This is a genomic window from Quadrisphaera sp. KR29 (assembly GCF_052644995.1).
In genome coordinates this window covers 138513-151413 of the sequence record NZ_JBQXXG010000007.1, presented here as the reverse complement: position 1 = coordinate 151413, position 12901 = coordinate 138513, and the positions used below count along the sequence as shown (strand labels likewise).

Here is a 12901-nt window from a genome sequence, read left to right as displayed (position 1 = left end):
GGCCGCTGCCCGATGACGACCGATCACCGGGCGTGGGCGAGGATGGTCTGCGGTCACCGGAGATCGGGTCGAGCGGGAGGACGGCATGGGCGCGTCAGCATCGAGCGTGGACAGCTTCGGGGCGAGGGGCGAGCTGCAGGTCGGCTCGAAGAGCTACGAGCTCTACCGCCTGTCCGCGGTGGAGGGCGCCTCCGACCTCCCCTTCAGCCTCAAGGTGCTGCTGGAGAACCTCCTGCGCACCGAGGACGGCGCCAACACCACCGCCGAGCACGTGCGCGCGCTCGCCGGGTGGGACCCCAGCGCCGAGCCGGACACGGAGATCCAGTTCACCCCGGCGCGCGTGGTGATGCAGGACTTCACCGGCGTGCCCTGCATCGTCGACCTCGCCACCATGCGCGAGGCCGTCGCCGAGCTCGGCGGGGACCCGGCCAAGGTCAACCCGCTGGCCCCGGCCGAGCTGGTCATCGACCACTCCGTCATCGTCGACGTCTTCGGCCGCCAGGACGCCTTCGAGCGCAACGTCGAGATCGAGTACGAGCGCAACGGCGAGCGCTACCAGTTCCTGCGCTGGGGCCAGGGCGCCTTCGACGACTTCAAGGTCGTCCCGCCGGGCACCGGCATCGTCCACCAGGTCAACATCGAGCACCTGGCGCGCGTGGTCTACGACCGCGGCGGGGTCGTGTACCCCGACACCTGCGTGGGCACCGACTCCCACACCACCATGGTCAACGGCCTGGGCGTGCTCGGCTGGGGCGTCGGCGGCATCGAGGCCGAGGCCGCGATGCTCGGCCAGCCGGTCTCGATGCTCATCCCGCGCGTGGTCGGCTTCAAGCTCACCGGCGAGATCCCCGCCGGCGCCACCGCCACCGACGTCGTCCTGACCATCACCGAGCAGCTGCGCAAGCACGGCGTGGTGGGCAAGTTCGTGGAGTTCTACGGCGAGGGCGTCGGCGCCGTGCCGCTGGCCAACCGCGCCACGATCGGCAACATGAGCCCGGAGTTCGGCTCCACCTGCGCGATCTTCCCCGTGGACGACACCACCCTCGACTACCTGCGCCTCACCGGCCGGTCGGAGGAGCAGGTCGCCCTCGTCGAGGCGTACTGCAAGGAGCAGGGCCTCTGGCACGACCCGGCCGCCGAGCCGCGCTTCTCCGAGAAGCTCGAGCTGGACCTGTCCACCGTGGTGCCCTCCATCGCCGGTCCCAAGCGCCCGCAGGACCGCATCGAGCTGTCCGCGTCCAAGGCGGCCTTCCGCAAGGTGCTGCCGACCTACGTCGGCGAGGCCACCGACCCCGACCCGGTCGACGCCACCGCCGGCAGCAGCCAGGACGAGGCGCTGCAGGAGACCTTCCCGGCCTCGGACGCCCCGACCGCGACGGCCACCGCCGACGGCCACGACGGCGACGACGCCCCGGTCTCGGTCGGCGACCTGCCCGCCGCGGACGGCCGCCCCTCCAAGAAGGTGCCCGTCAGCGTGGGCGGCGGCTCGAGCTTCGACCTCGACCACGGCCACGTGGTGATCGCCGCGATCACCTCGTGCACCAACACGTCCAACCCCTTCGTCATGGTCGGCGCGGGCCTGCTGGCCCGCAACGCCGTGGAGAAGGGCCTGTCGGTCCGCCCCTGGGTGAAGACCTCCATGGCGCCGGGCTCCAAGGTCGTCACCGACTACTACGAGCGCGCCGGCCTGGTGCCCTACCTCGAGAAGCTCGGCTACCACCTGGTGGGCTACGGCTGCACCACCTGCATCGGCAACTCCGGCCCGCTGCCGGAGGAGATCTCCGCCGGCGTGCAGGAGGGTGGCCTCGCCGTCGCCGCGGTGCTGTCCGGCAACCGCAACTTCGAGGGCCGCATCAACCCCGACGTCCAGCTGAACTACCTGGCGTCCCCGCCGCTGGTCATCGCCTACGCGCTGGCCGGCACCATGGACTGGGACCCCCAGACCGACCCGATCGGCACCGGGTCGGACGGCCAGCCGGTCTTCCTGGCGGACATCTGGCCGTCGGCGGCCGAGGTCGCCGAGGTGGTGGGCACCTCCATCACCCAGGAGATGTTCGCCAAGGACTACGCCGACGTCTTCGCCGGCGACGAGCGCTGGCAGTCGCTGCCCACGCCCGACGGCGACGTCTTCAGCTGGGACGCGGAGTCGACCTACGTGCGCAAGCCCCCGTACTTCGAGGGCATGCAGGCCCAGCCGTCGCCGGTCTCGGACATCTCCGGCGCGCGGGTGCTGGCCAAGCTGGGTGACTCGGTCACCACCGACCACATCAGCCCGGCCGGCTCCATCAAGGCCGACAGCCCCGCGGGCCGCTACCTCGCCGAGCACGGCGTGGAGCGCAAGGACTTCAACTCCTACGGCTCCCGCCGCGGCAACCACGAGGTGATGATCCGCGGCACGTTCGCGAACATCCGCCTGCGCAACCAGCTCCTCGACGACGTCGCCGGCGGCTTCACCCGCGACTTCACCGTCGAGGGCGGCCCGCAGGAGACCATCTACGACGCCGCGCAGCACTACGCCGCCGCCGGTACCCCGCTGGTCGTGCTCGGCGGCAAGGAGTACGGCTCGGGCTCCTCGCGCGACTGGGCCGCCAAGGGCACCACGCTGCTGGGCGTCAAGGCCGTCATCACCGAGAGCTTCGAGCGGATCCACCGCTCCAACCTCATCGGGATGGGCGTGCTGCCGCTGCAGTTCCCCGAGGGGGAGTCGGCCGACTCCCTGGGCCTGGACGGCACGGAGGTCTTCGACATCGCCGGCGTCACGGAGCTCAACTCCGGGACGACGCCGCGCACGCTGAAGGTCACGGCGACCAAGGAGGACGGCACGGTCACCGAGTTCGACGCGCGCCTGCGCATCGACACCCCCGGCGAGGCCGACTACTACCGCAACGGCGGCATCCTGCAGTACGTGCTGCGGAGCCTGCTGAGCGCCTGACCCGCGGGTCCGGCCCGACGACGAGGCCGGCGCGGCTCCCTCTCGGGGGAGCGGCGCCGGCCTCTCGGCGTCTGTCTCCGTCTGCCGCTGCCCCCGCGCCGTCGCCGGTGCTCTGCAGTGTCAGGACGAGGCGCAGTGTCAGGCCCCCGAGGCGGGATCCGGCCTCCTGGGCCTGACGTTGCGCGGGGACCTGGCACTGCGCCGGCGTCAGCCCGCTCTTCCTCGACGATCATGCGCCTGAGCGCCACAGCGACCGTCTGGCATCTGCGGTGCTGGCGCTCAGGCGCGTGATCGTGGCGGGAGTGGGGGAGGACGACGACGAGGGGTTCGTCCGGCGTGGTGCCGGGCGGGCCCCTCGCTGCCGTGGAGGAGCCGCAGGGCTACTCCTTCACGGCTCCCTCCGCGCTGGCCATGATCCGCTTCTGGAAGACGAAGAAGAGCACGGCCACCGGGATGGTCATGAGCAGCGCCGCCGCCAGCTTCAGCGGGTACTGGTTCGACTGCCCCTGACCGCCGGAGGCCAGCTGCGCCACCAGCTTGGTGAGCGTGATGAGGTCGGGGGAGTTGGTCGCCACGATGAAGTGGCTCAGCTCGTTCCAGGACGCCTGGAAGCTGAGGATGGTGATGGTGATGACCGCGGGGCGGGCCATCGGCAGCACCACCGACCAGAACGTGCGGAACGCGCCCGCGCCGTCCAGCTTGGCGGCCTCCTCCACGCTGGCCGGGATCGACGTGAAGAAGTTCCGCATGATGAAGACGCCGGCGGCGTCGGCCATGAGCGGGATGATGAGGCCGGCGTAGGAGTTGTAGATCCCCAGCTGGTTCAGCACGAGGAACTTGGGAATGAGCAGCACGACGCCGGGCACCGCGATCACGGCGATGAACAGCGCCATGACCACCGACGACCCGCGGAACCGCAGGCGGGCCAGCGCGTAGCCGGCCAGGGAGCTGAAGAAGACGCGCCCCGCCGTCACCGACAGCGCGACGATGACGCTGTTGGTGGCCGCCAGCCCGAACGGCAGCCCGGTGAACAGCTGGCCGTAGGCGCTGAACGTCGGCGGCACCGGCAGCAGGTCGAGCGGGGCGGCCGTCGCCTCAGCATCGGTCTTGAAGCTGTTGGCCAGCTGCACGAAGAACGGCAGCACGTACACCAGCGCGAGCACCGCCAGCACGGTGTACGACGTCGTCGCCGACCACCGGAACCGCCGCCCGGAGCGCCGTGCCGGCTGCGGGGCGGGCGCGGGCGCCGCCGGGCGCGCGGCCGTCGTCGTCGTCCCCATCACCGCTCCTTGAGCACGGCGCGCTGCACCAGCGACAGCGCGACGATGATCGCGAAGAGGATGAACGCGATGGCCGCGCCCTGCCCCCACTGCTGGTTGACGAACGACGACGTGTAGCTGAGGTAGGCCGGCGTGATGGTCGTCTTGGCCGGGCCGCCCTGCGTGCCGGTGTAGATCTGGTCGAACACCTGCCACGTGCCCACCAGGCCGAGCGTCAGCACGGTGAAGAGGGTCGGGCGCAGCATCGGGACGGTGACGTAGGCGAAGCGCTGCCAGGCGTTGGCGCCGTCCATGGTCGCCGCCTCGGAGACCTCGCCAGCGATGTTCTGCAGCGCCGCGAGGAACAGCAGCATGAACGTCCCGGACGTCGTGAAGATCGCCAGGATGATCAGCGCCGTCATCGCCACGCTCGGACCGGCGAGCCACTCCCACCACGAGACGCCGAGCAGGCCGTGGTCGGCCAGGACCCCCGGTGCGGCGTCGACGCCCACCGCGCCGAGCAGCAGGTGCAGCACGCCGGAGGGGTCGGCGAACCAGTTGGGCCCGTTGACCCCCAGCCAGGCGAGCACCTGGTTGACCGCGCCGGACGCCCCGAAGAGGAAGAGGAACACCACGGTGATGGCCACCGAGCTCGTCACCGACGGGAAGTAGAAGGCGGTGCGGAAGAACCCGCGGCCCCGCAGCAGCCTGTTGTTGACGGCCGTGGCCAGCAGGAGCGCCACCACGGTCTGCGTCGGGACGACGAGCAGCACGTACCAGAGGTTGTTGCGCAGCGCCGTGCCGAGGTCCTGCGTGGGCAGGCCGCCGCCGGCCAGCAGGTCGGTGTAGTTCTGCAGGCCGACGACGGGGACGCCGGCCGCGAAGGGGCTGCCGCGCCCGCGCCAGTCGGTGAGCGACACCCACAGCGCCATGAGCACGGGCAGGGCGATGAACAGGAGCACGAGCGCCAGCGCGGGGGCGGTGAACAGCCACCCGGCCCCGGCCTCGCGGCGGCGCGCCAGGCCGGAGCGCCGCCGCGGAGGGGTGGGGGTGGTGGCCGCGCTCTGAGCGGTGAGAGCGGCCACGGGTCAGCTCCCCGCGCTCTGCAGGGCGGCCTCGAGGTTGGCCTGCGTGCGCTGCAGGATGGCCTGCGGGTCCCCGCCGGCCAGGCCCTCGAGCTGGGAGTTCAGGTCGGTGATGACGTCGGAGACGCCCTCGGCGTTCGGCACCGCGGTGGCGTAGTCGGCGCCGGCGAGGAAGGCGGCCTGCGCCGGGAACTCCTCGGAGAACGGCTGCGCGGCGCTCTGCAGCGAGGGCATCACGCCGAACGCCTTGGCGAAGGCCAGCTGCTGGTCGGAGGACGTGAGGTCCTCGACGAGCTCCACCGCCGCCTCCTTGTTCTGGGAGTCGGCCGCGATGCCCCAGCAGTTGGTGAAGGTCAGCGTGCCCTTGCCGGCGGGGCCGGCGGGCAGCTCGACCACCTGGTACTGCACGTCCGGGTAGTCGCTCGCCATCGAGCCCACGAGCCAGTTGCCCTCGATGGTCATGGCGGCCTTGCCCGTGCCGAAGGCCTCGCCGCCCCAGCCCGCGCCGAGGTCGGCGGCGAACCTGTAGGACCCGTCGGCCATGAGCGACTGGACGTACTGCAGCGCCTCGACGTTCTGGGCGCTGTCTGCGGTGGCCTGGCCGTCGGTGACCAGGCCGCCGCCGGCCTCCGCCATGAAGGCGCCGAGCCGGGAGTACTCCGCCGAGGTGGACAGACCCACCACCCCGTTGGCGGTGAGCCGCTGCGCGACGGTCCTGAGCTGGTCCCACGTGGTGGGGACGTCAGCGTCCGTCAGGCCCGCCTGCTGCCACAGCTGGGTGTTGATGACCAGGGCCAGGGTGGAGAAGTCCTTCGGGGCGCAGTAGAGCTGCCCGTCGCGGGTGAAGGCCTCCGAGAGCACGGGGTAGAAGTCGTCGGCGCCGGAGAGCTGGTCGCCGTAGGGCTCCAGCGCGCCGCTGGCGGCGTAGGAGTTGAACAGGTCGGCGGAGACGTAGAAGACGTCCGGCGGGGTCTGCGCGGCGAAGCCCTGGCTGAGCTCCTGGGCGAGGTCGGAGGCGGCGCTGACCCGGGCCGGCGTGCCGGACTCCTCGCTCCAGGCGGCCACGGCGTCGGTGACGGCGGTGGTCTCCGCCTGGCCGGAGGAGCCGATGAGCACCTGCAGCTGGCCGCCGCTCTCGCCGCCGGAGGCGCCCTGCGAGCCGGTGTCGTCGAAGCCGCTGCCGCCGCAGGCGGACAGCACGAGGACGCCGGCGGCGAGCACCGCGGCGCCGGCCAGCGACCGCCTGCCGGTCCGACCCCCGCGCTGCGGGCGGGAGGGGCTGGTGGGCGTGGTGTCGGACATGGGTTCTCCTTCGTCGTCTTCTTCGGCGTCGGTCGGGGAGGTCGGTCGGGGCGGTCGGGGCTGTCAGGTGCGCCCGGTCGGGGACGGGGAGGGTCAGGGGGCGCCGCGCAGCACCAGACGCGGCGCCAGCAGGTGCTGGCGCGGGGGAGGCGGGCCGTCGGGTCCGGCCTCCACCTGGGCCAGGAGCAGGTCGACGGCGAGGGTGGCGGCCTCCCCGAGGGGCTGGGCCACGCTGGAGACGCCGATCGCGTCGGCGACGGGGGTGTCGTCGAAGCCGATGACCTCCAGGGGCCGCCCGAGCCGGGCGGCGGCGCCCCGGGCACCGAGGGCGAGGGAGTCGCTCGCGCACACCACCGCCGTGGGAGCGCCACCGGCGCCGACCGCACCGCCGTCACCGGAGAGCGCCGCGGTGACGGCCTCGACAGCGGCGGCGGTGGAGTCGGGCACCTTGAGCTCGACGGCGGCGGCGGGGTCGACGCCCGCGCGGGCGAGCGCCTGCGCCCACCCGAGGCGGCGGTCCTCGCCGGTGCCGGAGCCGTCGGGCCACCCGAGGTAGGCGGGGGCCTCGTGGCCGGCGGCGATGAGGTGCTCGGTGGCGGCCCGGGTGCCCGCGGCGCCGTCGACGTCCACCCAGCAGTGGTCGCGGGAGACCTCCTGCTCCGCGCCGGGCGAGGGCCACGGGCGGCCGAAGGTCGCGAAGGGCACGCTGCGCTCGAGCAGCCAGGCCGTGCGGGCGTCGCCGTGGTGGGTGCTCGTGAGCACGAAGCCGTCGACCTGGCCGCTGGAGAGCAGCTCGCCGTAGCGGGCCACCTCGCCGGAGTCGTCGTCGGCGGTGAACAGCACCACCCGGTAGCCGCGGCCCTGGGCCTCGTCGACCAGGGCGTGCAGGAACCTGTCGAGCACCGACCCGCTGATGCCGCCCCCCCAGTGCTCCAGGCGCAGCCCGAGCGTCCGGGAGCGGTTGGTGCGCAGCTGCCGGGCCGCCAGCGAGGGTCGGTAGCCCAGCTCGGCGACGGCGGCCAGGACGCGCTCCAGCGTCTCGGGCGCCACCTTCCCGGGGGCGTGCAGCGCGTTGCTCACCGTCTGCCGCGAGACGCCTGCGGCGCGCGCGACGCTGACCAGGGTCGCGCGGTCGTCTGCGCTGGTCACGGCCACCTCCTGGGTCGCTCGGGAGGCACCCGCACCGCTGCGGCGGCGCCGTCGCCGTCCCGTTTGATCGTTCAAACCGGTCGTGGGTACTGTCATGTCGACCCCCGGGGATGTCAACTCGAAGATCCCCCTCCCGCCGACGCGAAGGAGTCCGACGGTGAGCTCCGGCCACTCCCCCCTGCTCGAGGCGCAGCACGCGCCGGCCGCTCCCGAGGGCTCCTCCGACGCCGCCGCGGCTCCCGCGGCGGCCGGCGGCCGCCTGCTCCAGCCGTGGCTGCACGACCTCGTCGCCGCCCTGGCCCCGCCGGTGCAGCTGTGGTGCGGCCCCAGAGGCACCGCGGGCAGCACCGCGGACGGCGCCGCGGGCGCCGCCGCCCCTGCCGGCGCGGACCTGGACGCCCTCAGCGACGGCGCCCAGGGCCTGTGGTGCGGAGACGTCAGGGTGCTCTCCACCCTGGTGACCGCCGTGGGCGGAGCGGCGCCCGCGCCCGTGCTCACTGCGCCCGACGGCGCCGACGGGCAGCTGGTGGTCTCCGTCGCGCGCGGGCTCGGCGACGACGCCCCCGACCCCACCGTCCGCCTCGAGCAGCACCGGCGGGTCAGCCCCGGCGGCCTCGTGGAGGAGCTGGTCCTCGTCAGCTCCGCGCGCACCCCGGTGAGCACGGACATCACCGTCGACCTCGCCGCCGACCTCGTGGCCATGGACGTGGTCAAGGGCGGGCGCAGCGCGCCCGCTGTCGCTCCCGACCAGGACGTCGACGGCAGCGTGGTCTGGGAGCGCGACGCCGTGAGCGCGCGCGTGAGCGCCCCCGGCGCTCAGGTCGCCGTCCGCGGGGTGGTCGCCCGGCTGACCTGGCGCGTGGAGCTGCCGCCGGGTCAGCGGTGGTCCGCCTCGTGGCGGGTGGACGCCCGCGACGAGAGCGCCGTCGTCGGCGCGGCGCCCCGCGCCGGCTGGGCCGACCAGCTGGCCGTGACCAGCGGCGACCAGCGCCTCGCGCGCTGGGTGGCCCGCTCCCTGGACGACCTCGAGGCGCTGCGCATGCGCACCACGGGCGGCGCCGCGGGAGCCGCGGGCGACGACGTCTTCCTCGCCGCCGGCGCCCCCTGGTACTTCACGCTGTTCGGGCGCGACTCGCTGTGGGCGGCGCGGATGCTGCTGCCGCTGGGCACCGACCTGGCCGCCTCCACGCTGCGCGTGCTCGCTGCGCGCCAGGGCGTGCGGGACGACGCCGAGACCGGCGAGGAGCCCGGGAAGATCCTCCACGAGGTCCGGCGCGCCGCCAGCGAGGCCGAGCAGGCGGGGGGCACCGCCTTCCTGCCGCCGGTCTACTACGGCACCGTCGACGCCACCGCGCTGTGGGTGTGCCTGCTGCACGACGCGTGGCGCTGGGGCCTGCCCGCGGCCGACGTCGAGCCGGTGCTGCCGCACCTGGAGCGGGCGCTGGAGTGGATGGCGCGCGCGGCCGAGCACGGCGACGGCTTCCTGCGCTACGCCGGCGCGGGAGCCGGCGCGGGCCTGGCCAACCAGGGCTGGAAGGACTCCGGCGACGCCGTCCAGTGGGCCGACGGGCGCCTGGCCACCGGGCCGATCGCGCTGTGCGAGGTGCAGGGCTACGCCCACGAGGCGGCGATCGGCGCAGCCGACCTGCTGGACGCCTTCGGCCGCGACGGCGGCGAGCGGTGGCGGGCGTGGGCCGCTGACCTCGCGGTGCGCTTCCGCGAGCGCTTCTGGGTGGAGGGCGAGCTGGGGCGCCACGTGGCCATCGCCCTGGACGCCTCCGGGGCGCCGGTGGACTCGGTGACCTCCAACCCCGGCCACCTGCTGGGGACCGGGCTGCTGTCGCCGGCGGAGTCCGCGCTGGTGGCGCGCCGCCTCGTCATGCCGGACTTGGCCGAGGGCCGCGGTCTTCGGACGATGAGCTCGCTCATGGCCGGCTACTCCCCGCTGAGCTACCACGGCGGGTCGGTGTGGACCCACGACACCGCCATCGCGATCACCGGGGCAGCGCGCGACGGGCACGCCGAGGCCGTGGCGGTGCTCTCCGCCGGGCTGCTGGACGCCGCCGAGGCCTTCGGCTACCGGGTGCCCGAGTTGCACGGCGGTGAGGCGCGCACCGGTCCCGGCGGCGTCCCGGCCCCGGTGCCGTACCCGGCCTCGTGCCGTCCGCAGGCGTGGTCGGCGGCCTCGGCGGTGGCCGTCCTCGCGGCGCTGCTGGGCGTGCGGCCCGACGTGCCGGCCGGGCACCTGTCCGTGGCACCGGTGCCGGGGGCACCCTTCGGGCCGCTGGCGGCCAGCGGGCTGCGCGTGGCGGGCGCACCGCTCCGCGTGGCCGTGGACGGCGCCCAGGTCAGCGTGTCCGGCGAGGGGTCCGAGGGGCTGACCGTCACGGCGTGACCGCCCTGTGACGGTCACCGCGTGAGCGTCCTCCGCGGCGACGGCCATGGGCGTGAGCGTCACTCCCGGAGGCCGAGCCGCCAGGGTGGGCAGGCTGGCGTCCGGTGGGCGGGCTGGCGTCCGCTTCCAGGGCTGGATCTGGACGCCAGGCCGCCCAGCGGACGTCGCGCTCCCCACCCGGCGACCTCGCCCCCGAGGTGTGGTGGCGCGGAGGTCGTCGATCGTCGGGGGAGGCGGGGGCGGGTGTCAGCGGCGGGTGCTCCACTGGCGCCCGTGATGCACCCGTGAGCGCGCACGTGCCCCCCGGCTGGCCCCGCGAGGTCCACCCGCCCGACACCGAGGGCTTCACCCGCACCGCCAGCGCCTGGCTGCTCGACCTGTGCCCGCCCGACTACCGCGCCCACGACGTGCTGGTGCGCCACCCCCTCGTCCTGGCGGTGCTGGCGGGCCACCACGTCGCCGCCCAGGCGCAGGGGCAGCGCCGCGCCGTGGCCACCCTGCGCACCGACCTCGCGGGGGCGGTGGGGGTCGAGGTCGTCGAGCGGGCCCTGGACGCCCTCGACTCCGAGCAGGCCCGCCTCGCCGCGGCCTCGCGAGGCGTGGCGCTGGTGGCCGAGGCGCTGCGCGGGGTGCGCCGGCCGCCGCGGCTGTGAGGACGCGGTGACGTCGCCCACAGGGGTGCACCGGGTGCGCAGGTCGTGCCCGGGAGCCGTCGCGCCCGGCGGGTGCGATCAGGTCCGCTGCCTAGACTCGGCTCTCGCACCGCCCGCACCCCGCGCGGCGGAGCACCACGAGGGGAGGGCAGCCGGTGGGCCTGCTGCCGCAGATCACGAGTCCGCGCGACCTGCGCCGCCTGTCCGTCGGGCAGGTGCGCGAGCTCGCCGACGAGCTGCGCACCTTCCTCGTGCGCGAGGTCAGCCGCACGGGCGGCCACCTCGGCCCCAACCTCGGGGTGGTCGAGCTGACGCTCGCCGTCCACCGCACCTTCGAGTCCCCGCGCGACACCGTGGTCTTCGACACCGGGCACCAGGCCTACGTCCACAAGCTGCTCACCGGCCGGCAGGACTTCTCCGGCCTGCGCAAGCGCGGCGGGCTGGCGGGCTACCCGAGCCGCACCGAGTCCGTGCACGACGTCGTGGAGAACTCCCACGCCTCCACCTCGCTGAGCTGGGCGCACGGCATCGCGCAGGGCTACGCCCTGCAGGGCCAGGGCGACCGCCACGTCGTCGCCGTCATCGGCGACGGCGCGCTGACGGGCGGCATGGCGTGGGAGGCGCTGAACAACATCGCCGCCGACGTCGACAGGCGCCTCGTCGTCGTCGTCAACGACAACGGCCGCTCCTACGCGCCGACCATCGGCGGGATGGCCCACCACCTCGCCACGCTGCGCACCACCCGCGGCTACGAGCGCTTCCTGGAGTGGGGCAAGAACACCCTCGCCCGCGGCGGGGCCCCGGGCCGGATGGCCTACGACACCCTGCACGGCATGAAGAAGGGCCTCAAGGACTTCGTGGCCCCCCAGGGCCTGTTCGAGGACCTGGGCCTGAAGTACATCGGCCCCGTGGACGGGCACGACGTCGAGGCGCTCGAGCACGCCCTCGGGCGGGCCAAGGCCTTCGGCGGCCCGGTGATCGTCCACGCCATGACCCGCAAGGGCAACGGCTTCTCCGCCGCCGAGACCGACGAGGCCGACAGGTTCCACGCCGTCGGCGTCATCGACCCCGACACCGGGCAGTCCCTGGCGCCCACGGGGGCCGGCCCGACGTGGACCAAGGTCTTCGCCGAGGAGATGGTCGAGGTCGGGCGCCGGCGCCCCGACGTCGTCGGCCTCACCGCGGCCATGCTCATCCCCGTCGGCCTGCACCGCTTCGCCGCCGAGCACCCCGACCGCGTCATCGACGTCGGCATCGCCGAGCAGCACGCCACCACGGCCGCCGCGGGCCTGGCCTTCACCGGCCTGCACCCGGTGGTCGCCGTGTACTCCACGTTCCTCAACCGCGCCTTCGACCAGGTGCTCCTCGACGTCGCCCTGCACCGGGCGGGCGTGACCTTCGTGCTCGACAGGGCCGGCATCACCGGCGACGACGGTCCCAGCCACCACGGCGTGTGGGACATGAACCTGCTCGCGCCGGTGCCCGGGCTGCGCCTGGCCGCCCCGCGGGACGCCGGCACGCTGCGCGAGGAGCTGGCCGAGGCCCTCGACGTCGACGACGCCCCCACGGTGCTGCGCTTCTCCAAGGGCGCCGCGCCGGAGAGCGTGCCGGCCCTGGAGCGCCTGGGCGGGCCCCACGGGGTCGACGTGCTCGCCCGCACCGGCCCCACCGCCGAGCAGGGCCCCCGCGACGTGCTCGTCGTGGCCGTCGGCGCCTTCGCGCCGCTGGCGCTGGAGGTGGCCGAGCGCCTGGCCGCCCACGGCATCAGCGCCACCGTGGTCGACCCCCGCTGGGTGTTGCCCGTGCCCGAGCAGGTCGTCGACCTCGCCCGCAGCCACCGCCTGGTGCTGACCGTCGAGGACGGCGTGCGCACCGGCGGCGTCGGCTCGTGCACCGCCCTCGCCCTGGCCGACGCCGGCCTGGACGTCCCCACCAGCGTGGTGGGCGTTCCGGTGCGCTTCTGGGAGCACGGCAGCCGCGCCCAGGTGCTCGCGGCCGCCGGCCTGACCGCCCAGGACATCGCCCGCGGCGTGGCCGAGCGGGTGGCCGGGCTGCCCGAGGCCGCCGCCGGGAGCGCCGGTCCGGTCGGCCCCGGCGCGCCGGTGGCCGACCGCAGCTGAGCTGCG

The 12901-nt window shown here is 74.5% G+C and carries 7 protein-coding genes and 1 pseudogene; 4 read left to right on the top strand and 4 right to left on the bottom strand.

Annotated elements, in window-relative coordinates; genetic code table 11:
* Positions 1–85: 85 nt before the first annotated feature.
* Positions 86–2866 (top strand): annotated as a pseudogene (locus ACUN9U_RS08720) (aconitate hydratase); the annotation flags it as partial.
* Positions 2867–3312: 446 nt separating this feature from the next.
* Here ACUN9U_RS08720 and ACUN9U_RS08715 read toward each other — a convergent pair.
* From ACUN9U_RS08715 to ACUN9U_RS08700, 4 genes are all read right to left on the bottom strand, one after another.
* Entirely contained in the window at positions 3313–4212 is a 900-nt protein-coding gene (locus ACUN9U_RS08715; protein ID WP_445484546.1) for a carbohydrate ABC transporter permease, read from the bottom strand.
* The gene (locus ACUN9U_RS08710; protein ID WP_445484545.1) at positions 4212–5276 is read right to left on the bottom strand and encodes a carbohydrate ABC transporter permease; all 1065 of its coding nucleotides are present in this window, start codon (positions 5274–5276) and stop codon (positions 4212–4214) included. Before ACUN9U_RS08710 ends, ACUN9U_RS08715 begins: the two co-directional genes overlap by 1 nt.
* A gap of 3 nt (positions 5277–5279) precedes the next feature.
* Positions 5280–6578 (bottom strand): sugar ABC transporter substrate-binding protein, encoded by a 1299-nt coding sequence (locus tag ACUN9U_RS08705; protein WP_445484544.1) that lies wholly within the window; start codon positions 6576–6578, stop codon positions 5280–5282.
* A 93-nt stretch (positions 6579–6671) separates the two neighbouring features.
* The gene (locus ACUN9U_RS08700; protein ID WP_445484543.1) at positions 6672–7727 is read right to left on the bottom strand and encodes a LacI family DNA-binding transcriptional regulator; all 1056 of its coding nucleotides are present in this window, start codon (positions 7725–7727) and stop codon (positions 6672–6674) included.
* A gap of 157 nt (positions 7728–7884) precedes the next feature.
* On the opposite strand from ACUN9U_RS08700, the gene ACUN9U_RS08695 reads away from it, so the two are divergent.
* The 3 genes from ACUN9U_RS08695 to dxs all read left to right on the top strand — a co-directional run bounded on the left by ACUN9U_RS08695 (position 7885) and on the right by dxs (position 12895).
* The gene (locus ACUN9U_RS08695) at positions 7885–10122 is read left to right on the top strand and encodes an amylo-alpha-1,6-glucosidase (RefSeq protein ID WP_445484542.1); all 2238 of its coding nucleotides are present in this window, start codon (positions 7885–7887) and stop codon (positions 10120–10122) included.
* Positions 10123–10406: 284 nt separating this feature from the next.
* On the top strand, positions 10407–10775 hold the full coding sequence (locus tag ACUN9U_RS08690; RefSeq protein ID WP_445484541.1) for a hypothetical protein: 369 nt from the start codon (positions 10407–10409) through the stop codon (positions 10773–10775).
* 155 nt (positions 10776–10930) lie between these two features.
* Positions 10931–12895, top strand: a complete 1965-nt coding sequence (gene dxs / locus ACUN9U_RS08685) for a 1-deoxy-D-xylulose-5-phosphate synthase (protein ID WP_445484540.1) — start codon at positions 10931–10933, stop codon at positions 12893–12895.
* Positions 12896–12901 lie beyond the last annotated feature (6 nt).